At 33.6% G+C, this 23,951-nt stretch carries 21 protein-coding genes; 10 read left to right on the forward strand and 11 right to left on the reverse strand.

Translation table 11 applies throughout. From position 1 onward, the window contains the following. Positions 1 to 26: 26 nt before the first annotated feature. On the forward strand, positions 27 to 1,046 hold the full coding sequence (locus B0A64_RS08895) for a glycosyltransferase family 2 protein (RefSeq protein ID WP_089479157.1): 1,020 nt from the start codon (positions 27 to 29) through the stop codon (positions 1,044 to 1,046). Positions 1,047 to 1,080: 34 nt separating this feature from the next. Further along, entirely contained in the window at positions 1,081 to 1,914 is an 834-nt protein-coding gene (locus B0A64_RS08900; protein WP_089479158.1) for an OmpA/MotB family protein, read from the forward strand. A gap of 213 nt (positions 1,915 to 2,127) precedes the next feature. Here B0A64_RS08900 and B0A64_RS08905 read toward each other — a convergent pair whose 3' ends face one another. Further along, positions 2,128 to 2,748 carry an L-threonylcarbamoyladenylate synthase gene (locus B0A64_RS08905; protein WP_089479159.1) on the reverse strand — a complete coding sequence of 207 codons (621 nt, stop codon included), beginning with the start codon at positions 2,746 to 2,748 and terminating at the stop codon, positions 2,128 to 2,130. A gap of 249 nt (positions 2,749 to 2,997) precedes the next feature. Beyond that, positions 2,998 to 5,334, reverse strand: coding sequence for an ATP-dependent helicase (locus B0A64_RS08910; protein ID WP_089479370.1), 2,337 nt, complete (start codon positions 5,332 to 5,334; stop codon positions 2,998 to 3,000). Between the two features lie 281 nt (positions 5,335 to 5,615). Between B0A64_RS08910 and B0A64_RS08915 the strand changes: the two genes are divergently transcribed. Continuing rightward, a complete protein-coding gene (locus tag B0A64_RS08915; RefSeq protein WP_089479160.1) occupies positions 5,616 to 5,903 on the forward strand; it encodes a hypothetical protein in 288 nt (95 codons plus the stop codon). Here the strand turns inward: B0A64_RS08915 and B0A64_RS08920 are convergent. Both B0A64_RS08920 and B0A64_RS08925 read right to left on the reverse strand, forming a co-directional pair. Further along, the gene (locus B0A64_RS08920; protein WP_089479161.1) at positions 5,880 to 6,179 is read right to left on the reverse strand and encodes a hypothetical protein; all 300 of its coding nucleotides are present in this window, start codon (positions 6,177 to 6,179) and stop codon (positions 5,880 to 5,882) included. The two genes, B0A64_RS08915 and B0A64_RS08920, sit on opposite strands and share 24 nt — an antisense overlap. Before the next feature lie 98 nt (positions 6,180 to 6,277). Next, positions 6,278 to 7,045: a sulfite exporter TauE/SafE family protein gene (locus B0A64_RS08925; RefSeq protein WP_089479162.1), complete on the reverse strand. Its 768-nt coding sequence runs from the start codon at positions 7,043 to 7,045 to the stop codon at positions 6,278 to 6,280. 124 nt (positions 7,046 to 7,169) lie between these two features. On the opposite strand from B0A64_RS08925, the gene B0A64_RS08930 reads away from it, so the two are divergent. Beyond that, positions 7,170 to 7,691 carry a DUF7935 family protein gene (locus B0A64_RS08930; RefSeq protein WP_089479163.1) on the forward strand — a complete coding sequence of 174 codons (522 nt, stop codon included), beginning with the start codon at positions 7,170 to 7,172 and terminating at the stop codon, positions 7,689 to 7,691. Positions 7,692 to 7,789: 98 nt separating this feature from the next. Here B0A64_RS08930 and B0A64_RS08935 read toward each other — a convergent pair whose 3' ends face one another. Further along, positions 7,790 to 8,689 carry a patatin-like phospholipase family protein gene (locus tag B0A64_RS08935; protein ID WP_089479164.1) on the reverse strand — a complete coding sequence of 300 codons (900 nt, stop codon included), beginning with the start codon at positions 8,687 to 8,689 and terminating at the stop codon, positions 7,790 to 7,792. 228 nt (positions 8,690 to 8,917) lie between these two features. Then, a complete protein-coding gene (locus B0A64_RS08940) occupies positions 8,918 to 10,978 on the reverse strand; it encodes a M1 family metallopeptidase (protein WP_089479165.1) in 2,061 nt (686 codons plus the stop codon). A gap of 66 nt (positions 10,979 to 11,044) precedes the next feature. On the opposite strand from B0A64_RS08940, the gene B0A64_RS08945 reads away from it, so the two are divergent. From B0A64_RS08945 to B0A64_RS08955, 3 genes are all read left to right on the forward strand, one after another. Continuing rightward, positions 11,045 to 11,818, forward strand: coding sequence for a Dph6-related ATP pyrophosphatase (locus tag B0A64_RS08945; protein ID WP_089479166.1), 774 nt, complete (start codon positions 11,045 to 11,047; stop codon positions 11,816 to 11,818). Further along, the gene (locus B0A64_RS08950) at positions 11,815 to 12,216 is read left to right on the forward strand and encodes a hypothetical protein (RefSeq protein WP_089479167.1); all 402 of its coding nucleotides are present in this window, start codon (positions 11,815 to 11,817) and stop codon (positions 12,214 to 12,216) included. The genes B0A64_RS08945 and B0A64_RS08950 overlap by 4 nt, the downstream gene beginning before the upstream one ends. Before the next feature lie 75 nt (positions 12,217 to 12,291). Further along, entirely contained in the window at positions 12,292 to 12,789 is a 498-nt protein-coding gene (locus B0A64_RS08955) for a hypothetical protein (RefSeq protein ID WP_317044995.1), read from the forward strand. A gap of 11 nt (positions 12,790 to 12,800) precedes the next feature. Here the strand turns inward: B0A64_RS08955 and B0A64_RS08960 are convergent, their stop codons facing one another. Both B0A64_RS08960 and B0A64_RS08965 read right to left on the reverse strand, forming a co-directional pair. Further along, positions 12,801 to 13,343: a DUF1697 domain-containing protein gene (locus B0A64_RS08960; RefSeq protein ID WP_089479169.1), complete on the reverse strand. Its 543-nt coding sequence runs from the start codon at positions 13,341 to 13,343 to the stop codon at positions 12,801 to 12,803. 84 nt (positions 13,344 to 13,427) lie between these two features. After that, complete coding sequence (locus B0A64_RS08965; protein ID WP_089479170.1) at positions 13,428 to 13,859, reverse strand: hypothetical protein; 432 nt, start codon at positions 13,857 to 13,859, stop codon at positions 13,428 to 13,430. A 563-nt stretch (positions 13,860 to 14,422) separates the two neighbouring features. Between B0A64_RS08965 and recG the strand changes: the two genes are divergently transcribed. Then, positions 14,423 to 16,531 (forward strand): ATP-dependent DNA helicase RecG, encoded by a 2,109-nt coding sequence (recG, locus tag B0A64_RS08970; RefSeq protein WP_089479171.1) that lies wholly within the window; start codon positions 14,423 to 14,425, stop codon positions 16,529 to 16,531. Between the two features lie 375 nt (positions 16,532 to 16,906). Here recG and B0A64_RS08975 read toward each other — a convergent pair whose 3' ends face one another. The 3 genes from B0A64_RS08975 to B0A64_RS08985 all read right to left on the reverse strand — a co-directional run bounded on the left by B0A64_RS08975 (position 16,907) and on the right by B0A64_RS08985 (position 19,087). Next, on the reverse strand, positions 16,907 to 17,509 hold the full coding sequence (locus tag B0A64_RS08975) for a PAS domain-containing protein (RefSeq protein WP_089479172.1): 603 nt from the start codon (positions 17,507 to 17,509) through the stop codon (positions 16,907 to 16,909). A gap of 91 nt (positions 17,510 to 17,600) precedes the next feature. After that, entirely contained in the window at positions 17,601 to 18,461 is an 861-nt protein-coding gene (locus B0A64_RS08980) for a histidine kinase (protein ID WP_089479173.1), read from the reverse strand. Between the two features lie 29 nt (positions 18,462 to 18,490). Then, positions 18,491 to 19,087, reverse strand: a complete 597-nt coding sequence (locus B0A64_RS08985; protein WP_089479174.1) for a peroxiredoxin family protein — start codon at positions 19,085 to 19,087, stop codon at positions 18,491 to 18,493. Positions 19,088 to 19,649: 562 nt separating this feature from the next. Between B0A64_RS08985 and B0A64_RS08990 the strand changes: the two genes are divergently transcribed. Further along, complete coding sequence (locus B0A64_RS08990) at positions 19,650 to 20,711, forward strand: efflux RND transporter periplasmic adaptor subunit (protein WP_089479371.1); 1,062 nt, start codon at positions 19,650 to 19,652, stop codon at positions 20,709 to 20,711. 117 nt (positions 20,712 to 20,828) lie between these two features. Next, complete coding sequence (locus B0A64_RS08995) at positions 20,829 to 23,924, forward strand: efflux RND transporter permease subunit (protein WP_089479175.1); 3,096 nt, start codon at positions 20,829 to 20,831, stop codon at positions 23,922 to 23,924. Positions 23,925 to 23,951: the final 27 nt, after the last annotated feature.

Genomic DNA, 23,951 nt, shown 5'->3' on the forward strand with positions numbered 1-23,951 from the left:
AAAATATTAAATAAATAAAATTACTTTTGGATAAAATTGCAGTTGTCATTTTAAATTGGAATGGGATAAAATTGTTAGAGCAATTTTTACCATCTGTTGTTCAGTTTTCGGAAGGAACTCAAATATACGTTGCTGATAATGCTTCAACAGACGATTCTGTAAATTTTATCAAACAAAATTTTCCCTCAATCAGGATAATTCAAAACAGCGATAATCATGGCTTTGCAAAAGGCTATAATGATGCGTTACAACATGTCGATGCTGAAATATATGCTTTAGTAAATTCAGATATTGAAGTAACCAAAAATTGGTTGGATCCAATTATTAAAACTTTTGATGACGAAAAACAAACTGCTATTATCCAGCCAAAAATTCTTGATTTTAAAAATAAAGAATACTTTGAATATGCGGGCGGTGCCGGTGGATTTATAGATAAATATGGTTTCCCATTTTGTCGTGGACGTGTTTTTGATACTATCGAAAAAGATAACGGACAATACGATGATAATTGTGAATTATTCTGGGCTTCAGGAGCTTGTTTTTTTATTAGAAGTGAAGTGTACCATGAATTAGGCGGCTTTGATGAAACCTTTTTTGCGCATCAGGAAGAAATAGATTTATGCTGGCGTGCTGCAAACGAAGGGCATATTATTAAATACAACTCAGGATCAACTGTTTATCATGTTGGAGGAGCTACTTTGCAACAGGGAAATCCAAAAAAAACCTATTTGAATTTTAGAAATTCATTATTAATGCTTGTCAAAAATTTACCCAAAAAAGGTTTATTTTTTACAATTTTCTTCCGGATGGTTTTAGATGGTATCGCCGGGATTCGTTTTTTAACCCAGGGGAAATTCAAACATACATTTGCTATTTTAAAGGCACATTTTTCATTTTATTGCATATCTTTAAAATATCTGAGAGAACGTAAAGATTTTCAAATACAAAAATACTATACTGTAAAAAGTGTCGTTTACTTGTATTACATCAAGAAATTGGTCATTTTTAAGGAAATCTTTAACAGTAATCAAAATATTAAGAACTAAATTTGTAATCAACGTTTAATTAAATATAATACCTATGAAAAAAATAGTTATCGCACTAACAGTATTAATGGCCTTAACTTCGTGTGTATCGAAAAAGCAATACGCAGCATTAGAAGCTAAGAACAAAGAAACACAAGATTTATTAAACTCTTGCACTGTAAAACTGAATGCTTGTTTAGAAGAAAAAGCAGGATTAGCAGCTACAGCAGAAAGCTACAAACAACATAATCAAGACTTAATAAGCAGTTCAAAAGATTTAACTGTACTAACAACTAAAGGAGCTGAAAATCTTGAGAAATCTTTAGAAAGTTTAAAAGAAAAAGATTTAAAAATATCAAGACTTCAAGATGCTTTAACTAAAAAAGACAGTGTTACATTGGCTTTAGTTACAAGTTTAAAAGGAGCTGTTGGAATTAATGATCCGGATATCGAAATCAACGTAGAAAAAGGAGTTGTATTTATCTCTATTGCAGACAAATTATTATTTAAAAGCGGTAGTTATGATGTAACTGATGCAGCAAAAGGTGTTTTGGCTAAAGTTGCAAAAGTAGTAAACGACAAACCAGATTTCGAATGTATGGTTGAAGGTCACACAGATAATGTTCCTTACAAAAGCAACGGAGTTTTGTTAGACAACTGGGATTTAAGTGTTAAACGTTCTACTTCTATTGTACGTGTATTAACAAACGATCTTGGTGTTAACCCGGCAAAATTAATCGCAGCTGGTAGAAGTTCATACGTGCCTTTAGTAGCAAATGATACTCCTGAGAATAAAGCTCGTAACAGAAGAACTCGTATTGTTGTTATGCCTAAAATCGATCAATTCTATGATATGATTGAAAAAGAAATGAAAAAACAACAAAAATAATTTAAGGTTTTAAATACTTTATTATACAGAAAAAGCAGGTCAATTGACCTGCTTTTATGTATTCTTAACTTCTTTAATAACCAATTAAATATAAATCAAGAATAGCATTATTTTAAAATAACTAACTAAATTTTAACTAATCTAAAGTTAGTTATTTATTTTAGAATATTATATCATTTAAGTTTTTTTTTACAAAACTACAATGTTACATGTTTACAAGATATCTATATCTCCTTTTCCTTCTCTTATAATAACCGGCTCATAATCTGATAAGTCAATAATTGTTGAACCAACATTATCTCCATAACCTCCATCAATAACGAGATCAACAATATTTTGCCATTTTTCAAAAATCAGCTCCGGATCTGTAGTATACTCAATCACATCATCTTCATCCCTAATTGAGGTTGAAACTATTGGATTTCCTAATTTTCTAACAATTTCTAAAGCAATATTATTATCCGGAATACGAATACCAACAGTAGTTTTCTTTTTAAACTCTTTTGGCAAATTATTATTTCCCGGCAAAATAAAAGTGTAAGGACCAGGTAAGGCCCTTTTTAGAATCTTGAAAGTCGATGTATCAATCTGACGAACATAATCTGACAGATTACTTAAATCATGACAAATAAACGAAAAGTTAGCTTTTTCAAGTTTAACACCTTTTATTTTTGCGATTTTTTCTAAAGCGCGCGAATTTGTTATATCACAACCTAAACCATAAACAGTATCAGTTGGATAAATTACCAAACCTCCGTTCTGAAGTACCTTTACCACTTTGGCAATTGCTGCTTCATTAGGTTTATCGGGATATATTTTTATGAACTCAGCCATTTTTTTAGAATAAAGAAATTAGATTATAGAACAAAGACTGATCTTTAATTCTTTTAATGTTTTTTTAATAGATAACAAAATTCTCAATTGAAAATAGATTTAGTTTTAAACTAGAAAATCCTTATTCTCCTGAAAGGAATTAAAAATTGTTAAGGCCGAAAATCAAATCCAGTAATAAAAAATTAACTTTCGCAAAAAAATCCATTTTCTATCCTCTTTCTTCTATATTCTTTCTTTTATACCCTTTTCCTACCCTACCACATCCAATTTTGCAAAACGAAGTAAAAGCTTTTTAAGACCTCCAACTTCAAATTTTATTTCGGCTTTTTTATCAGCTCCAACACCTTCCAGATTGACAACTTCACCTTTCCCAAAACGTTCGTGCATTACGACATTTCCAATTGTCAACTTATTATCAAATAAATTTGGTGCAGCACTATTTGGATTAGTTCCTGTAACTGGTTTTAGTTTACGAATACTCAAATCCGGTTTAGGCTGATTATCTGTAACGTGTTTTGGTGGTGTTGACCCTATCGGTTTTGCTAAACGCAATTTAGATTTATCTATATCTCCAAAAATATCTCCATCAATTGGTGATTTGTATCTGTAATTAGTTTCTGCAGGAGTTAAATATTCTAAATATTGTCCGTCAATTTCTTCAATAAATCGGGATGGTTCACTGTCTGTCAATTTCCCCCAACGGTAACGAGATTGCGCATACGTTAGATATGCCTGATGCTCTGCACGAGTTAAAGCTACGTAAAATAAACGACGTTCTTCTTCTAATTCGCTTCTGGTACTCATACTCATCGCACTCGGGAACAAATCTTCTTCCATACCAACCACAAAAACATGAGGAAACTCAAGTCCTTTTGCTAAGTGAATTGTCATCAGCGCCACACGATCTTCATCAGATGTATCTTTATCTAAATCGGTCGCAAGTGCTACATCTTCCATAAATTCAGACAATGCCCCTCTTGCACCATCAATTTCTATTTGTCCTTCAGTAAAATCTTTTAAACCGTTTAAAAGCTCTTCGATATTCTGAATTTTTGCCATTCCTTCCGGCGTAGCATCTTTTTTAAGCTCCTGAACAAGACCCGTTTTTTTAGTAACATAATCAGTAATATAAAAAGCATCCTGATTTTGATCAATCACTTGAAAACTCTGAATCATTGTCACAAAATCATTGATTTTATTTTTAGTTCCTGAGTTTAATTTCAAATCAATTTTATCAATATTGACCATTACTTCCCAAATCGAACGTTTGTAATGATTCGCAGCAATAGTCAGTTTTTCTACCGTTGTATCTCCAATACCACGTGCCGGATAATTGATCACACGAACTAATGCCTCTTCATCTTTTGGATTAATTACCAGACGTAAATAACACAAAACATCCTTAATTTCTTTACGCTGGTAGAATGATAATCCACCGTAAATTCTATACGGAATATCACGTTTCCTTAAAGCATCCTCCATTGCACGTGATTGTGCATTGGTACGGTACAAAATTGCAAATGATCCGTTGTGCAATTGATTTTGCATTTTTTGCTCAAAAATTGTACTGGCTACAAAACGACCTTCCTCAGCATCCGTCAAACTACGGTGTACTTTTATCTTTTGTCCAAAATCATTCGCAGTCCAGACAACTTTATCCAGCTTTGTTTTATTATGTTCCATTACGGTATTTGCCGCTTCAACAATATTTCTTGTTGAACGGTAATTTTGCTCTAGACGAAACATTATTACCCCCTCATAATCCTTCTGGAAATTCAGGATATTATTGATATTTGCACCACGAAAAGCATAAATACTCTGTGCATCATCACCCACCACACATATATTCTGAAATTTATCTGATAAAGCCCTGACAATCAAATACTGAGAGTGATTGGTATCCTGGTACTCATCAACCAGAATATATCTAAAACGATTCTGATATTTGGCCAAAACCTCAGGGAAACGAGTCAACAATTCATTGGTTTTCAACAATAAATCATCAAAATCCATGGCGCCCGCTTTAAAACAACGTTCTACATATTGCTGATAAATTTCTCCTAGTCTCGGTCTTTTAGCCATAGCATCAGCCTCTACCAATTCAGGATTATTAAAATAAGCCTTTACGGTGATTAAACTATTTTTGTATGAAGAAATTCGACCTAAAATTTGTTTTGGTTTATAAATATCACGATCCAGTTGCATCTCCTTAATAATAGAAGAAATCAATCGTGCCGAATCCTGAGAATCATAAATAGTAAAATTGGAAGGATAACCCAAATGATCTGATTCTGCGCGAAGAATACGAGCAAAAATCGAGTGAAAAGTTCCCATCCAAAGATTTTTAGCTTCAGATGCACCCACAATATCCGAGATCCTGTGCTTCATTTCACGAGCAGCTTTGTTCGTAAATGTAAGGGACAAAATATTGAAAGCGTCAACACCTTGCGCCATCAAATAAGCAATTCTAATCGTTAAAACACGTGTTTTTCCTGAACCTGCACCAGCAATAATAATCATTGGCCCGTCTTTTTTCAGAACGGGTTGTCGTTGCGCTTCATTGAGCTGGTCAATGTACTTTTGCATGAAATTTTTCTCCATATTATGCAAAAATAAGAATTAATGATTGAATAAGCTACTACCTTTTTCTAAGATACCAAGTTTCTAAGATTATAAGTTTCTAAGCTTTTTTTTGAAGCAAAACATCTGGCTTTTTATCAAACATAGTTCCCGCTTTGGGCTTTATCTCTCCGTTTCACTGCGAGGATACCGCCTCTATCGGGGCTAGAGATAAGTATTTGGGTTTTTATTTTTGAAAGAAAAATCCTTAAAATATTGTATATTTGTAAAAATTACTAAATTCACAAATGAATGTAGAATTAACAGAAACTGCCGAGAAAACTTTTTTTCAAATTATTAGCAAGTATAACGATTCTAAATCAGCGAAGTTCTCAAACCAAACTATTGCAACGATACAAATGATTGTACAAAACAATCATATTGGTTCTAAGTATAAAAAAACTTGCTTTCGTAAATTTTTAATATCTAATAAAGTTTATTTATTTTATGCAATTGAAAAGCAAACAATATACATTGCTTTATTCTGGGATAACAATAGAAATCCAACTGAGCTAGATATTATACTTAGTTTTTAATTTTTGTTTAAAATCTTCAAAATTAATAGTTCTACCTGCTTTTATATCTTGTTCACTTTTTTGCAACTCCTGCATCAATATTTCTTCAGGAAATAATAAAGTTGTAATTAATTTTACCTCTTGATGAGTAAAGTTTTTAGATTTCAGTTTTCTATAATATGTAGCATGCTTCAAACCTAATTTTTGCATAAAAAACTCAGCCTTATAATAAGACTTACCAATCAATTCTGGTAAACTATTAATATAATTCTCGTAATTTTCTACTATTTCTATCATTTTATGATATTTTAAGTTACTATATTTGATACAAAGATAGCTTGTAATTTGATACTTACAACATAAACCTGTTCCCTATATAGATAAACTTAAAACCTTTATTTGAAAAACACATCATAAGCAAATCGAATCAAAGTCCCAATTACAACAATCAGAAAGAAAACTCTAATAAAACCATTTCCTTTATTAATCGCTAATTTGGCTCCAAGCCATCCGCCAAGTCCATTACTGATAGCCATAGGAATTGCGATTGACCAAATGATTTTCCCTTTGATCATAAACAAACAAATAGAACCAAAATTAGTTGCCAGGTTTACCATTTTGGCATTTGCAGAAGCGTGCAAAAAATCGAACCCTAAAAGTGCAATAAAAGCAACTACAAAAAAACTTCCGGTTCCGGGACCAATAAATCCGTCATAAAAACCAACGATTATGCTAATAACAACCGCATAAATTATCTGCGTTGTTGCCGAATGGTCTTTGGCTACCTGTTGTCCGAAGTTTTTCTTTGCATACGTATAAATAAACAATAACGATAAAACAACCAACAAAAGGGGTTTCATAAAATCATTGCTAACCATTGTTAATAAAGTAGAACCAAAAAAAGCCGATGGTACAGCCAGAAACATCATAATCAAAAGCAATTTCCATTGAATGACTACTTTTTTGAGATATTGAAAAGCTGCAAAAGCAGTTCCGGTAAAAGCAGGCAATTTTAGCGTTCCTACAACTGTTGAAACGGGTAAATTTGGCAATAATATTAATCCCATTGGCGTCTGGATTAATCCGCCTCCGCCAACAATTGCATCAATAAATCCTGCGGCAAAAGCAGCTAAACAAAGAAATACTATAACATACGAATCCATTAAAAAGGCGTTTTATTAAATAAAAAAGCAAGATGTAAAAGTAAGTGTTCCATTTTGTTTATTCCAATAAAATTAAAGTGGATTTCTCATCAAAAAGTATATTTTTGTTGAAAATTTAAACCAAATGGATTTTAATAGAATTATAGAATTAGCCAGTTATACTTTACCAGCCATCGTAACGGGATGTGTGGCTTACAGTTTTTTTGAACTACACATAAAAAACAATGATAAAAAACGCAACTTTTTATTGAACAGAGAGGCGCATAAAGAATCGTTACCAATACGTTTACAGGCTTATGAGCGTATGACTTTATTTTTGGAGCGCATTAATCTGACTAAACTATTGATCAGAATTTCACCGATCTCAAACGAAAAACACGATTACGAAAATTTTCTAATTGACCAGATTGAGCATGAATTTGAGCATAATCTGACACAACAAATTTATATGTCTGATGAATGCTGGACTATTATAACAACAGCCAAAAATTCAACTATTCAAATTATTCGCAAAGCTGCTATGAGCGATCGCGTTGACAGTGCGGATAAATTGCGTGAAGTAATTTTGAATGATTTATTAGAGAAACAATCCCCTAGTAATGCTGCTTTGGGCTATATAAAAAATGAAGTTTCAGAATTGTGGTAAGAGCCTAATTTAGGGTTCAGATTTTAGATTTTAGATTTTTTAAAGTGAGTCGTTTTTGTTGCTCAAACAATCTAAAATCTAAAATCAACGATCTAATATTACCTGTTATCACTCATAATCTCAGACTTATTCTGAGCATATTCATATCCTTGCTCCCACCATTCTTTCATAACTTCTTTATTAAAGATAAGTGCATTATTGGTGAGTTTTGTAGGTGTGTAATATAAGTTAAGTTTTACATTTTTATTATTTGCCATAAGTTTTCCTATAGCAATATCGTGTTTTTCAACCTGATCCAAAGCAATTCTAAACAAATCGATCATTAGCGAAAATGGATTTTTACCAATAACGGTTTTATCCATATTTACTTCGGTTTCCAGAATAATAACATCAATTTCGGTCGCACCACGATTAATAGCTTCTCGTATAGGAACTAAACTAGAAAATCCACCATCGCCATATTCGTAATTATTTCTTTCGACTAAACTCATAAAAGGAACATAATTACTGGAAATCCAGGACCAGTCGCAAAATTCTTCATACGTACAATCTTTTACAGATTTATACTCAGATTCATTTTTAGTAAAATTGGTTACCGTAATTACAACATCATTTTTTAATTTTTTCAAATTATTAAAATCCGAAAGCGAAAAATTATTCCTGATATATTTCTGCAATCCTTTGCTTTCTCCAAAAGTTCGTTTTCCTTTAAAAAACTGACGCAGTACATTAAAGTGATTTATCGTCACGATATCTACGCCATCTTTATTTTTAACAACAAAGGGGCAAATATTAAAAATACTGCTCATGGTGACATTGGTGTATACAGAGTGGATTTTTTTGATATGACCCAATGCCAAATGCGGGATAAGTAAGCTTCCTGTAGAAGTGCCCAAAAACAAACCATACTCATGATTTTTTTCTTCTATTAAATACTGCGCTACGCCACCGGCAAATGCGCCTTTACTTCCTCCGCCAGAAATAACCAATGCTCTCATAAATATATTGTAGGTTTTGTTTTTGTTTGGTTTTTTAGAAGGAGATAAAAGATTTTAGAGCCCAGAACATAGACTTTTCCAATTCGTTTTAAATCTTTACTCTAGCTTCTTTACTCTATAATCTTGCTTCTATATTCTATTCTCTTTACTCTTTACTCTTTACTCTATTCTCTTTACTCTTTACTCTTTACTCTTTACTCTTATTCTCTATACTCTTATTCTCTATACTCACTCTTTCAACAAACGATTCAATTGAAACTGTTCATCGGGGTTTAAATTAGACAAAATTCTTTCAAACGAAGCACGCATTTCAGAATTTTTTAATAAATATCGGATTGTATCCCTCCCGTATTTAGAAAATTGCCACATGTGATGTGTTGTTGCAGCGACTAAATTACTCAGAACCTGATCGTTAATAATTTTGAACGCAATTAGTTTTTCGAGCGCATTTTGTCGCGTTGTAGCCTCATATTTAGTCGACGAAAAAGAGATTAATTCTTTAACTAAAACCTCAGAATCAGCACTGTAATCCGGTGTCGAAAGGGCTAACGAAAGCCATAATGTGTGAAGATTATAATCGTTAAAACCAATCCAGTGCTTCGACTTCTCTAAATATTCTGTTCGATGCGCCGGGAAATTTTTCCATAAATAGAACAAAGCAATTTCTTGCGTTTGATATGATTTATCCTCTAATAAAGTTTCGTATTGAGTTCTAAAATCTTCCGGTATTTTTGATAAAGAACCTGCAACAGCCTGACGAACCTGAACATTATTAGTTTGTAAAGCGATTAACAGCAGCGCTTTTTTGGCATCGTATTTCTCAGTTTCCAATTGGTTTACAATTGCTTCCTTTACCGTTTCATAAACATCAGATGTTAACGTGTTTTGAAAGAATTCTTCTTTTTCTGCCAGAGGGGTTTTCTTAAGTTTATCTACTTCTAAACGAACCTGAATTGCTTTGTTTTTACTTAATAGTGCATTTGCTGTTGGCGTATCAAAAATAGTAGATTCTAACCACGTTTTCTGAAATTTATCCAGATCAAAATCAGATACTTTTTTTATTTCATCAAAGAAATTTTGTGTGTTTACGGTTTGGTACGCATACTTTTTTAGATAATTCTTTACCGCTTTTTTAAACGCTTTATCGCCAATCGATTCGTGCAAAACAAATAATGTCCACGCCCCTTTTTCATAAAAAGTCAACGAACTCGCCTTAGCATTCAAAACCGGAATTGTATCTGTTCTTGAAGCATATTTTATTTGTTGCGCCGTTTCATAAAGTTTAGCATAAAAGAAATCATCACCATAAATCTCTCTTTCTGCCAATGCCGCATAATAGGTCGCAAAACCTTCCTGAAGCCAATGATGTGTACTACTTTCTGCCGTAATTAAATCCCCAAACCAATGGTGTGCTAATTCGTGTGCATCTACATTCGTATAATTTCGATCTGCAAAACCTATTGAATCAACAACGTAGCGTGTTGCAAAAAGTGTTGTTGTTGTGTTTTCCATACCGGCATACAAAAAATCACGAACCGGAATTTCTCTGTAAATTCCCCAAGGATACTTTACACCTATTTCTTTTTCCAGAAAATCAAAAATACGTTTCGAATAACGATATGTGGGCTCAAAACGATCTGCATCTTTATTTTCGAAGTAATATTCCAGCGGAATCTTAGATTTTGCTTTAAGTTCTTTTTTATCATATTTGCCTATCGCAAGCATTAATAAATAAGAACTCATTGGGTTTTCCATTTGATATTGCCAATGCACTAAATTTGCGTCTGTTTTCTTTTCTTTCAAAATTCCGTTTGATATCACCTGATATCCTGCTTCATACGTTATTCCTAAACTAAAGATTACTTTTTCATTCACATCATCAAAACTCGGAAACCAATTACTGGTGTATCTTCCTTGTCCTTGTGTCCAGATTTGAACTTCGGTATTTTCAATATTTACAAAATACAAAGCTTGTTTAGGTTTCACCGAATAGTCAAAAGTCAAATGATTTTCTCCTTTCTGAAAATTATTCAGAATTTGGAGTTCTTTACCGGTATTGATAAAAATAACGTCTTTATTATCGATCTGAACATGAGAGAATTCCATGTTTTTAGCATCAATTTTAATCGTATCAATAGGTTTTAAAACCTCAAATTGATAATCAACAGTTCCTGAAACCAATTTCTGGGCAGCATTTAATTTTAATTGTCCGTTAACCGATTTAAAGTCGACAAATTGGGTTTGTTGTGCAAAAACAAAACTGGTAAAGAATAGAAGAATATATTTCATTGAAATGAATTTGAAGGCAAATTCCAAAGTTACAAAGGTTTCACCAACAAATCGAATGAAATTTGTATGTTTACCACACAAAAACCTAACAACGTGTCTACACCCAAAAAAGCACTGTTTAACTGGAGCAGCGGAAAAGATTCTGCTTTGGCTTTATACAAAACATTACAAAATCCTGATTTTAAAATCGAATATTTATTGACAAGTGTAAACCAAGAATTTCAGCGAATTTCGATGCACGGTGTTCGTGTAGCTTTACTTGAAGCACAGGCAAAAAGTATTGGTTTGCCACTAAGGATCATGCAGATCCCCGAAATGCCTACAATGGAGGTTTATGAAAATGTAATGTTTGAAACTTTGACTCAAATAAAGGAAGAAGGAATTACACATTCGGTTTTTGGTGATATTTTTCTGGAAGATTTACGAAAATATCGTGAAAACCAATTGGCAAAAATAGGTTTTGAAGGCATTTTTCCACTTTGGAAAATTCCAACATCAGATCTAATTCAGGATTTTCTAACACTTGGTTTTAAAACGATTGTGGTTTGCGTAAACGAAAAGTACCTTGATAAAAGTTTTGTTGGCCGAATAATGGATCAGGATTTTATTCATGATTTACCGGAGAATGTAGATGTTTGTGGCGAAAATGGCGAGTTTCATACTTTTACTTTCGACGGGCCAATTTTCTCAAACCCTGTTGATTTTGAAATTGGAGAAGTGGTATATCGAAAGTACGAAAAGCCTAAAACAGAACAAACGACAACCACAGCTTGCGATACAAACTATAGCGACGCTTTTGATTTTGGATTTTGGTATTGTGATTTAATTGAAAAAAGATGAAAACATCCTATTTAAAAAAATTACGCCTTCTATTATTGTGCCTTACAATTGCATTTGTTTGCCAGAGTTGTTTGGTGAGCAGATGCAAAAGACCACAGATTATTGGGTACATCTATGATTTAGAGAATCGAAAACCAATTGAAAACTGTCTTGTTGGAGAAAGCCTGACAGATAAAAATGGTTATTTTCAATTAAAAGAATTGCGCTATTCCCAACTAACCTTTCTGGGTTATGAAGCACCGCCATTACAGGTAAATGAATCCGTTTATAAAGAGGGTTATGACAAAAAAACGATAGAATTGTTTAATCCGTTTGGCGGCGGAAACCGAAAAGGAACGGTTCATAATGTCGATACAATTTTCTTAAAAAAAACACTCATACTTCCTGCCTTTAAATAACTTGCTTTTTGATTTCATTTCAAGTACTATTTCGATTTAAAATCTTATTTTTATTTAAAACTTATTACTATTGCCATGAAGGAAAGTTTAGAAATACAAAAAGTCTTATCGTTTTTGAACGAAATAGGAATAGCTGTAATCGAAAAAGAATTAGAGGGAACTTTCCTGCCCGGATTGAGTTTAGGACCTAACTGTATTTATATCGACTTTGATAAGTTATTATATCCCGGAGACATTCTGCACGAAGCTGGACATCTGGCTGTTACTACTGCGGCACAACGAAAAGTCGTTGGTACAAAAGAGATGTCTCCAGACTGGCCAACACAAGCCGAAGAAATAGGAACTATTCTCTGGTCTTTTGCTGCATTAAATCATTTGCAATTACCCCTTGAATTTGTATTTCATCCCAATGGATATAAAAATGCATCAGACTGGTTTATTTCTAATTTTAGTACCCAAAGTTATATTGGCTTACCTTTTCTGGAATGGGTTGGACTTTGTTTAAGTGAAGATCGCGCGATTAAAGAAGGCAAACCTGCATTTCCTGCTATGCTAAAATGGATGAGGGATTAATAATTGTCTAATTATTGAGCATACATCGCTAACAAATTGGTAACCGTGTTCCAGTTTCTAATAGTTGCTGTAACGCTAAGTTTTTTCTCTATATATTTTTGATCAAATCTCGTTTTACCAGCTCCAACAGCATATTTTATAAAAATTCTGTTTCCGTCAATACTTGCTTCATCAGGTTTAAACTGACTAATTTTTAAGTCGTTTATATTTTCACTTTTTAATGCAACTGAAACAAAAGCCACATAAAGTTTTTTGGTATCAACCTCTTTTTCTTTTAAAAATGGGCTGTTTTTAAAACACAATTCCAGATCTTCTTTAGTAATAACAATCGTTGGAACCTCATGTCCAAAAACTTTAAAAATCTCTTGCTTGATCATAAAAGCAACTTTCGAAGCACTTTCTTCCTCTGTATCAACAAAAACATTTCCGGATTGCAAATAGGTTCGGACGTTTTGAAAACCAATATTTTCTAACATCGTTTTCAAAGCTTCCATTTTCATCATATTGTGACCAGAAACGTTGATTCCTCTTAAAAGTGCTAAATGTGTTGTCATTTTTAAAGTTTAAAATAAAAAATAAAGAGTATCTAATGGTTTAAAATTAAATACTCTTTTATATCTGTGCAAACTTACAGCTTTTTATTTCATTTTTTTATATTGCAGGCCCGGACCATCACATGCTTGCCAAGAGCTTACCAGCAAACTGTCTTCGTTAATAAAAAGACTTTCACTCGGATTTCCCAAACAGCTACCAATAATCGGGCTGTTTTCTTTGTAAGTTAACTCAAACTGAGTTCTGTCATCAGCCTTTGTAATTTTAAATGTTCCACTTGCAGTTACTGTTTTACTATCAGCAACTCTTGTTTTTACAAATGTACCATCTGTATTAAAAACATACGATTCCTGCCATTCCATCGCAGATCCTGTTGTTTCAGAGTTAATAAAAGAACCTGACATCTTAACTAATTGCCATTTTCCGTTGTAATCTGAAATTATAGTTGCATGAGAATTGTCGCTTGAGCAAGAAATAACACTTAAGAATAGCATAAAGATAATTCCGATTTTTTCCATTTTATAGTGGTTTTTAGGATTGGTTGTACTTAATAGATTGTTCTTTTGTTAAATGGTTGCTTCAAATTACAAATAAATAACATAAAAATTTAATTTATAATTTTTACTTCTTAATAAAATAGTGCTTCCCCTATGCAAATAAAACTACTCCAGGCATCATTATCCTTTTATAGAATTGTTTTTGAAAACAGATAACACTTTTAAAATTCCCAATTAAAATCTATCTTCGCTTGAGAAAGAGGAAAGAGTGAAGAGGAAAAGAGAATAGAGTATAGAAGAAAGAAAATAGAGTATAGAACAAAGAGTAAAGAGTATAGAATATAGAGTAAAGATTATAGAGTAAAGATTATAGAGTAAAGAGCATATATTATAGATCGAACTCTTTCTTCTATTTTCTTTATTCTTTCTTCTTTATTCTTTCTTCTATGTTCTTTCTTCTATTTTCTTTCTTCTATACTCTTTGTTCTATTTTCTTTGTTCTATTCTCTTTGTTCTTTCTTCTATTTTCCATGCTCTTTCACCTAATAAATCTCTAATCAAAAAATCTAATAATCTGCTTAAAAATGTCTAATAATCTCCTTGAAACCCCGATCGAATACTTAAAAGGCGTTGGTCCCAGTCGTGGTCAGTTGCTTCGTAAGGAATTGGGTATTCACAAATACCGGGATTTAGTTAATTTTTTTCCGAACAGATATATTGACAGAACACGTTATTATAAGATCAACGAACTTCAGAATACAAGTGCCGAAGTGCAGATTATTGGAAAAATAATCAACATAAAAACGGTAGAATTTGCAAAAAATAAAAAGCGTTTAGTTGCTACTTTTGTAGACGATACGGGACAAATTGACCTGAATTGGTTTCAGGGCCATAAATGGATTCGCGAGAGTTTAAAACTGAATGAAGTTTGTGTGATTTTTGGCAAATGTTCCCTTTACGGAAGTCAGTTTAGTATGGCACATCCGGAAATCGAATTATTATCCGAGCACGAAAAAAGTCTTCGCTCCGCGATGCAGCCTGTTTATCCTTCGACCGAAACTCTGACAAACAGAGGGATTTCGAACCGGACTATCAATAAAATGATGGAGCAATTGTTTCTTGAAACGCAAGCTTTATTTACAGAAACTTTTCCGCCTTATTTAATTGATGAAGTAAAACTAATTTCGAAAAGAGCTGCTTTATTCAACATTCATTTTCCTAAAAGTGCAGATGCTTTGGCAAAAGCACAATTTAGATTGAAATTTGAAGAGCTGTTTTTTATTCAATTGCAATTGATTACCAAAAATCTGATTAGGAAACATAAAATAAAAGGACATCCGTTTACAAAAGTGGGAGAATTTTTTAATGACTTTTATCAAAATCATTTGCCTTTTCAGCTTACGAATGCACAAAAAAGAGTTGTAAAAGAAATTCGTTCAGATATGGGTAGTAATGCCCAAATGAACCGCTTACTGCAAGGAGATGTGGGTTCAGGAAAAACAATTGTCGCTTTTTTAAGCATGCTTTTGGCAATCGATAATGGTTTTCAGGCTTGTTTGATGGCACCAACAGAGATTCTTGCCAATCAGCACTTTATTGGATTATCTGAATTGGCCCAAACTCTAAACATCAATATAAAGATTCTTACGGGTTCTACCAGAATTGCCACTCGAAGAATTATACACGAAGAACTGGAAAACGGCAGTTTACATATCCTCATTGGCACTCATGCTTTACTGGAGGATAAGGTAAAATTCAAGAATTTAGGACTGGCAGTAATCGACGAGCAACACCGTTTTGGGGTAGAGCAAAGATCTAAATTGTGGAAAAAAAACGAGATTCCGCCCCACGTTTTAGTAATGACCGCCACTCCTATTCCCCGAACATTAGCAATGAGTTTGTACGGAGATCTGGATATCTCTGTAATTGATGAGTTGCCTCCGGGCAGAAAACCCATTCAAACCGTACATCGATTTGATAGTAATCGCCTGAAAGTCTGGAAGTTTTTAAGAGACGAAATCGCTCTGGGCAGACAAATTTATATTGTATATCCATTAATTCAGGAATCTGAAAAAATGGATTTCAAGGATTTAATGGACGGTTACGAAAGTATTTCGCGTGATTTTCCGTTACCGCAATATTCGATTTCTATTTTGCACGGGAAAATGAAACCAGCAGATAAAGATGCCGAAATGAAACGTTTTTCTGAAGGTAAAACCAATATCATGGTAGCTACAACCGTAATTGAAGTTGGCGTAAATGTGCCCAATGCGAGCGTAATGATTATAGAAAGTGCAGAGCGCTTTGGATTATCACAATTGCACCAATTGCGTGGTCGTGTTGGTCGTGGTGCTGAGCAGAGTTATTGTATTTTAATGACAAGCCATAAGTTAAGTTCCGACAGTAAAACCAGAATGGAAACTATGGTTAAGACTAATGATGGTTTCGAAATTGCCGAAGTAGATCTTAAACTTCGTGGTCCCGGAGATCTTATGGGAACACAACAAAGCGGTGTTTTAAACCTTCAGATTGCTGATATTGTTCGTGACCGCGATATTTTGAGCCTTGCCCGAAACTATGCCATGAAAGTCCTAAAAGAAGACGGCCCCTTACAAAAACCGGAACACGCCATACTAAAAGCTGTTTTTATCGAAATGACAAAGAAAAAAAATATCTGGAATTATATTAGTTAAGGTTCAAAGGTTCTGAGTTGCAAAGGGACAAAGTTTTTTTTCCTGGAGTAACAAAAGCTCAGAATCTTGCCAATACTGGCGTAAATCTATGAACAAAAAAAAAGACGCTACCATACGCCTCTAAAAAACCTCTGCAACTCTGAACCTCTGCAACTCTAAACCTTTCAGCTCTGCGCCTTTGTCCCTTTGAACCTTTGTCCCTTTGAACCTTTGCAACTCTGAACCTCTGCAACTTTGAGCCTTATAAAAAAAATATACTTCACTGCAATAATCTAAAGATTCAATTCCTTTTCTAAGGTGATTTAGATTCGTTGGGGGACAAATTTTTAGTTTGAATTTTCAGTTTATACAATGAAGCATATATTTTGATGTTCCTTATTTTTTGGGTGGCGTTTTCTTGTCAAACAAACCACTAAAAAGTCCTTTGCTTATTTTATTTTTATCGTCTTTTCCTGTAGCAATAAGATGATCAATATATTCCATATAAGTCTTCTTTCGTTCTTCCAGAAAACCTATTAAATAATCCTCTGAAGCTCCAAGGCCACTTACTTCTTCGATATGAAGCAGTTTTTTATATAATGGCTCGATAAATTTTACTATAATTTCTTCGGGAACAGCTTTTCTTGTACCAAAATAACCGGCAATTTCGCCATCGCCATCAGCAATAATTTTAAAATCGGTAACTACCCAATAATATCTTCCTGTTTTAGACATGTTTTTTATAACGACATGAATGTTTTCGCTTGATTTAATACTATCCCACAAGAATTTAAAAATTACTTTTGGCATATCAGGATGGCGTACTACGTTATGAGGTTGCCCGATAAGCTCATGCTCATCATAACCAGAAACGTCAATAAAAGCTTCGTTTGCGTATAAAATTGTTCCCTTTGTGTCTGTTTTACTTAATAATACTTTAGTTTTATTCCAATCAACTTCTCTATCTGATGGAGTGGGGCGATTAATTCTGGTATCCATAAATTTTGTATTTTAAATTAACATGCAAGTTTATTTTGCATATAAAATGAGGCCTGTAAAGTATTTTGATTAAGTTTTTTTATTGTTTTAATTAGCCTTGTCCTCTGGTATTTGTTGACTTGACGTGAATGTCATTTACCAAATCGTCAATTTTTTTTGCACTTTCGCGCATCATTTCGAGATAGCTTAACAGTTTATCATTATCGGTATGTCCTTTTGATACATCGATAAGTTTTAGGACAGAGTTTACAGGTAATTTTAAATCCAGTGTTGTTCTGTGAATAAAATCATTGTAATCTTTTGTAGCCGACATTGAGTTGTATTTTGCCGATGCTAATTTTATATTTTCCAATTCATATTCATCAGAAATTTTCGAAATGTGATTCTGACTGTGTTTTTTGAAGTAGTATGCCCAATAACCATTCATTATAAAAACTACTGCTGCCAAAACAACGTGAATAAGAAGTGTTTGTAAATCAAAATTTACCTGCGAAAAATACAATTGCAATCCTTTTGGATCCGTATAAACAAAGTTTTGCATATATGCCAAAGCTGCGTGATGTATGACCACTAAAATAGTAAGCGGAATTTGAAGTTTCCAGTTTTGATATATAATTAAAATGGTACTGGCAATAAAAACGGTAAAATGCATTTCGAATAAACCGTGCATCTGGTAAATGTACTGCGCCATAAATACAGCCAGAATTACCGAAAGAACATATTGGTAAAAATTTGATTTTTTGAAAAAGAATTTTGCCGAATAATACAGTAAAAGATTGAGAGTTCCTACTCCTGCAGCAATTTCAAATGTATCATACTTAAACGCTAGTGCAATCCCCAGAAGGAAATAAGCGACAAGAACGTAATTAATAATTGTATCTGATTTTTGTGTCATTGTAGACACAAAATTATGCAGATAATCGTGTTCATTCAAACTGGCTTTTGTTTTCATAAATTCATTGATTAGGTTAAGAAATAGATTTATTTAGTACATTTTGGCAACGAACATCCATAAGCTCTAAGAGCTAAAGCATCAAATGCCGGGGTTTTGGTTTGTTTAAGCAAAGAATCAATTGCCATTTGCGCATAATTGCTATCTGCATTGGTACAATATCTTGTTTTATTATAATTTCCGCGATAATACAAATTTTGAGAACCGTCTATAAGAACTGCCTGAGGCGTTGAGAAAACCCCACAATTTTTGGCAATTGCCTGATCAAAATAAACAGGGATTTTGGCATTAAATTTATTTTGAATCTCTTCGATTGTAAAATTCTTCTCTTTGTTGAGCACTACAATTTTAAAATTAATCCTGTCACCATACTTTTTAATGAGTCCGCTAACATGAGGAATGTTAAAGCGGGAACACGGACAATCAGGATTAAAAAAGTGAATAAAAACAGGTCTGCTGTCTGTAGTGCAGCATTTTAAATCAATTTTACTTCCCATGGCTATCGCATGATACCCGTTAGGAATTGGTGTTGGTAAACTGTATTTATATTCGTTTTGCCAGAATAAAACAGCTATAGCACCACACAATAATAACATCCATAGGCCAACAAGTAATTTTTTTAGCATAAAAGACAGTTTTTGGGTTAAAATCTAAAATTGTTTAAACAACTGTTAAATATTTTATTTTAATACAGAATAACTTTAACTTAAAAGCAAATAAAAAACCTACACATATTTACGCTTAACCTCCAAAAACATTACTATTCTCACAAAAAAACTATCATTTTGTTTAAGCATATCAAGTTTACAAATAAAATCGATAAAATGCAAAAAAAATCAGACAAAAAGCAAAATTTTATTTTAAGTACGAAATTACCTGAATAAAATAAATCTTTAGCGTAAAACTACGTAGGCAAAAACATATAAGATTCACGTTTTAAGGACACTAATTATAATTTTAAAATGTAAATAGTGGTCTGCTATAAAAAAAATCAAAATCATTTTTAAACCTTTTTACGCCAGGTAAGTCCAACTACAAAAAGTTTGCATCAATTGCTGTTAAAAGACGTTTAAAATTAATATTACGCAAGTGTTAAATAAAACCTAACGCCTTTTGTTTTCGTTTCAAAAAGTTAAATTTGTAAGCTTACTAAAAACTCATACCAAAAAAAACATTTACCTCAATTTTATGAAAGTAAAAAACCTTATTTACGCCTTACTTATTATTTGTATAGGAGGATTTATAACCTACAGAATAGTTTCTAACAAAAAGAAAAACGAAGATTCTAAAAAATTTGGAGACAAAGACACCCCAACAGCAGTTACCGGTATTGTAGTTAAAACAGCAACATTCGATAATAATTTATCCCTTTCAGGATCTATCGAAGCAAATGAACAAATAGAACTACACAGCGAAGTTTCAGGTATTGTTGAGGGTATTTATTTTAATGAAGGAACTTATGTAAACAAAGGTCAGGTGCTTTTTAAGGTAAATGATATTGAACTAAAAGCACAATTAAGACAAGCTCAGACTAAAGAAAGTCTTGCTGCAGAAAACCAAAGAAGAGCAAAATTACTATTACAAAAAGAGGCAATCAGTCAGGAAGAATTTGATGTTGCAAATGCAGATCATGCTTCGGCACAAGCACAGAGTCAATTGATTAAAGCTCAAATTGCCAAAACCTCTGTAAAAGCACCATTTTCAGGAAAAATTGGTTTGCGTTCTATATCTCCCGGAACCTACATTACACCAACTATTTTAGTGGCTAAATTGGTAAACACCGGAAAATTAAAAATTACTTTTTCTATTCCCGAAAAATACGCTTCTCAAATAAAAACGGGATCTTCTATTGATTTTACCGTTTCCGGATCAGAGAAAGTTTACTCGGCAAAAATATATGCTATCGAACCAGAAGTGGCGGTTGCAACCCGTACTTTGCAAATTCGTGCCATCGCTGATAATATCGACGGAAAGCTTTTTCCGGGAACATTTGCTGATGTAAAATTACCACTAAATATTATCAAAGATGCAATAGTTGTACCTACAGAAGCGATCGTACCGGTACAGGATGGCAAAAAAGTTTACATCGCCAATATGGGCAAAGCCAAAGAAGTAATGGTCAATGCTACAACAAGAACAGATGCTTCTATTTTGATCCTGTCAGGATTAAAAGCAGGAGATACTGTGATTACCAGCGGTGTTATGTCCTTAAAAAATGATGCTCCAATAAAAGTTACAGTAAAAAAATAAAGGTTTTTGAGTTATGAGTTTTAAATTATGAATTATGAGTTTAGAAAATCTATTTTCTTTATTCTATAATCTAAATATCTGAACTCAAAAATCAACAATCTAAAATCTAAAATCATAATGAGTTTATCAACAACAAGTATAAGAAGACCTGTTTTGACCATTGTACTGAATCTTTTAATCATTTTATTCGGTTTCATTGGTTATACATTTTTAGGTGTTCGTGAATTTCCTTCTATTGATCCGGCGCAGGTTTCTATCAGAACCAACTATACAGGAGCCAATTCTGATATTATTGAGTCGCAAATTACAGAACCTCTTGAAAAAGCTGTAAATGCTATTGACGGAATTCGAAATATAACCTCTTCGAGTAATCAGGGAAGTAGTAACATAACGATCGAATTTAATCTGGATAAAAATCTCGAAGAAGCTGCAAACGATGTTCGTGACAAAGTTTCGCAAGCCATCAGGAGTTTACCGCAGGATATTGATGCTCCGCCAGTGGTCTCAAAAGCAGATGCTGATAGTGATGCCATCATTTCGATGACAGTTCAGAGTGATACCCGAAGTGCATTGGAATTGAGTGATTATGCCGAGAATGTTATTTCGCAACGATTAGAAACTATTCCCGGCGTAAGTGGTGTTCAAATTTGGGGACAAAAGCGTTATGCCATGCGTTTATGGATTGATCCTGTAAAATTAACGGCTTATGGCTGTACAGTTGCCGAAGTTCGTACGGCCCTAAACGCACAAAATGTCGAATTGCCATCAGGAAAACTAACGGGAAATAATACCGAATTAACAGTAAAAACGGTTGGAAATCTCTCTAAGCCCGAAGAATTCAATAATATCATCATTCGTACTGATGGTGATAAAATTGTGCGTTTAAGCGATATTGGAGGTGCTGAATTAGGTCCTGAAAATATCGAAACCAAACTAAGCCAATCCGGCTTGCCAATGATTGGTCTGGCAATTGTTCCTATGCCCGGTGCTAACTACCTGGATATTTCATCAGAATTTTATAAAAAATACGAGGCTTTAAAGAAAGATCTTCCTAAAGATATCAAACTAAATATTGCGCTTGATAATACCATTTTCGTAAAGAAATCAGTACTTGAGGTTGCTGAAACTTTAGGTATTTCGATTATTTTGGTAATCATCATTATTTACTTGTTCTTTAGAGACTGGGCAATTGCGTTCAGACCCTTAATAGATATTCCGGTTTCGTTGATTGCTACGTTTTTTATCATGTGGCTTTTTGGCTTTTCTATCAACGTATTGACATTATTGGCGATTGTTTTGGCAACAGGACTGGTGGTCGATGACGGAATTGTGGTAACCGAAAATATCTTTAAGAAAGTCGAAGAAGGTATGTCGCCAATTGAAGCCGCTATCAAAGGTTCTAATGAAATTTTCTATGCTGTAATTTCGATTTCGGTTACATTGGCTGCCGTATTTTTACCTGTCATTTTCTTAGAAGGGTTCGTAGGCCGACTCTTTCGGGAATTTGGAGTCGTGATTGGTGCTGCTGTATTAATTTCGGCTTTTGTATCACTGACTTTAACGCCAATGCTAAATGCCTATTTGATGAAAGGCGGCGAGCAAAAAAAATCTAAATTCTACATTAAAACGGAACCTTTTTTCGAAAAATTAAATAGTGGATATGCAGAATCATTGGCTCGTTTTATGGAGAAAAAATGGATCTCATTCCCTATTTTGATTGCTTGTTTTGGATTAATCTATTTGTTTTTTACCATACTTCCCAAAGAAACTGCACCGTATGATGATCGTAGTTCTGTAACCATGCGTATGACAACTCCAGAGGGTTCTTCATACGAATATACGGATCGTTTTATGCAGGAAATCGCAAAATTGGTCGATGATTCTATTCCGGAAAAAAAAGTAAGTTTGATCATTACTGCCCCGGGTTTTGGAGCATCTGCAACCAATACCGGTTTTATCAGGCTTTCGCTAAAAGAACCCGAAGAACGAAAAAGATCTCAAAAAGATATAGCAGATCAATTGACCAAAATGACCAAAAGATATCCTGATGCAAAAACATCTGTTATCCAGCAACCTACAATTGCCGTAAACAGACGTGGAGGTCTGCCAATTCAATATATTATTCAGGCACCAAACTTTGAAAAATTAAGAGAAAAAATACCTTTATTTATGGATGAAGTAGGTAAAAGTGATGTTTTCTCGATTACCGATGTCAACCTGAAATTTAATAAACCCGAAATCAACGTAAGTATTGATCGTGAAAAAGCCGAAAGTTTAGGAATTTCGATTATTGATATTGCACAGACTTTGCAACTTTCGCTAAGCGGACAACGTTTTGGTTATTTTATTAAAAACGGAAAACAATATCAGGTTATTGGTCAGTTTGATCAAAAAGACCGTTCGAAACCTTTGGATTTGACTTCGATGTTTGTAAAAAACAAAAAAGGAGAGCTAATCCAGATGGACAACGTCGTAAATGTAGAGGAACAAAGTAATCCGCCACAATTGTATCACAACAACCGCTATATGTCTGCAACTGTTTCTGCAGGTTTAGCGCCGGGCAAAAGCATCAGCGATGGTATTGAAGCGATGGATAAAATTAAAGCCAAAGTTCTGGACGAAAGTTTTACAACGGATTTAAGCGGAGAATCGAGAGATTTTGTCGAAAGTAGCTCGAATACATCTTTTGCTTTTGGACTGGCTTTATTGTTAATCTTCCTGATTCTTGCTGCTCAATTTGAGAGTTTTATCGATCCTTTGATTATTATTTTGACCGTACCAATGGCAGTTGCCGGAGCTTTATTCTCATTATGGTTGTTCAACCAGACCTGGAATATTTTTAGCCAGATTGGTACTGTAATGCTTATTGGGTTGGTAACCAAAAATGGTATTTTGATTGTAGAATTCGCCAATCAGTTACGAGAACAGGGAAAACCAAAACTAGAAGCAATCCTCGAAGCATCAGAAGCACGTTTACGCCCAATTTTAATGACCAGTTTGGCAATTGCATTAGGAGCTTTGCCAATTGCAATGTCCCTTGGAGCTGCGTCTACCAGTAGGATCGGAATGGGAGTTGTAATCGTGGGAGGAACTATTTTTTCATTAGCGTTGACGCTTTTTGTAATTCCTGCTATTTATTTGATGTGGTCTAAAGCCCGAAAACATTATCCGGAATTCGACCATATTGAAGAATATGAAAAAGAAAGTAAATAAATAATTTATTAGCCTTGAATTCATGGG

The organism is Flavobacterium araucananum (assembly GCF_002222055.1).
In the GTDB taxonomy this organism is placed as follows: Bacteria; Bacteroidota; Bacteroidia; order Flavobacteriales; family Flavobacteriaceae; genus Flavobacterium; species Flavobacterium araucananum.

Coding starts and splice junctions, on each gene's coding strand:
- B0A64_RS08900 (WP_089479158.1), top strand. CDS start 1,081: ATGAAAAAAATAGTTATCGCACTAACAGTATTAATGGCCTTAACTTCG.
- B0A64_RS08905 (WP_089479159.1), bottom strand. CDS start 2,748: ATGGCTGAGTTCATAAAAATATATCCCGATAAACCTAATGAAGCAGCA.
- B0A64_RS08910 (WP_089479370.1), bottom strand. CDS start 5,334: ATGCAAAAGTACATTGACCAGCTCAATGAAGCGCAACGACAACCCGTT.
- B0A64_RS08915 (WP_089479160.1), top strand. CDS start 5,616: ATGAATGTAGAATTAACAGAAACTGCCGAGAAAACTTTTTTTCAAATT.
- B0A64_RS08920 (WP_089479161.1), bottom strand. CDS start 6,179: ATGATAGAAATAGTAGAAAATTACGAGAATTATATTAATAGTTTACCA.
- B0A64_RS08925 (WP_089479162.1), bottom strand. CDS start 7,045: ATGGATTCGTATGTTATAGTATTTCTTTGTTTAGCTGCTTTTGCCGCA.
- B0A64_RS08930 (WP_089479163.1), top strand. CDS start 7,170: ATGGATTTTAATAGAATTATAGAATTAGCCAGTTATACTTTACCAGCC.
- B0A64_RS08935 (WP_089479164.1), bottom strand. CDS start 8,689: ATGAGAGCATTGGTTATTTCTGGCGGAGGAAGTAAAGGCGCATTTGCC.
- B0A64_RS08940 (WP_089479165.1), bottom strand. CDS start 10,978: ATGAAATATATTCTTCTATTCTTTACCAGTTTTGTTTTTGCACAACAA.
- B0A64_RS08945 (WP_089479166.1), top strand. CDS start 11,045: ATGTTTACCACACAAAAACCTAACAACGTGTCTACACCCAAAAAAGCA.
- B0A64_RS08950 (WP_089479167.1), top strand. CDS start 11,815: ATGAAAACATCCTATTTAAAAAAATTACGCCTTCTATTATTGTGCCTT.
- B0A64_RS08955 (WP_317044995.1), top strand. CDS start 12,292: ATGAAGGAAAGTTTAGAAATACAAAAAGTCTTATCGTTTTTGAACGAA.
- B0A64_RS08960 (WP_089479169.1), bottom strand. CDS start 13,343: ATGACAACACATTTAGCACTTTTAAGAGGAATCAACGTTTCTGGTCAC.
- B0A64_RS08965 (WP_089479170.1), bottom strand. CDS start 13,859: ATGGAAAAAATCGGAATTATCTTTATGCTATTCTTAAGTGTTATTTCT.
- recG (WP_089479171.1), top strand. CDS start 14,423: ATGTCTAATAATCTCCTTGAAACCCCGATCGAATACTTAAAAGGCGTT.
- B0A64_RS08975 (WP_089479172.1), bottom strand. CDS start 17,509: ATGGATACCAGAATTAATCGCCCCACTCCATCAGATAGAGAAGTTGAT.
- B0A64_RS08980 (WP_089479173.1), bottom strand. CDS start 18,461: ATGAAAACAAAAGCCAGTTTGAATGAACACGATTATCTGCATAATTTT.
- B0A64_RS08985 (WP_089479174.1), bottom strand. CDS start 19,087: ATGCTAAAAAAATTACTTGTTGGCCTATGGATGTTATTATTGTGTGGT.
- B0A64_RS08990 (WP_089479371.1), top strand. CDS start 19,650: ATGAAAGTAAAAAACCTTATTTACGCCTTACTTATTATTTGTATAGGA.
- B0A64_RS08995 (WP_089479175.1), top strand. CDS start 20,829: ATGAGTTTATCAACAACAAGTATAAGAAGACCTGTTTTGACCATTGTA.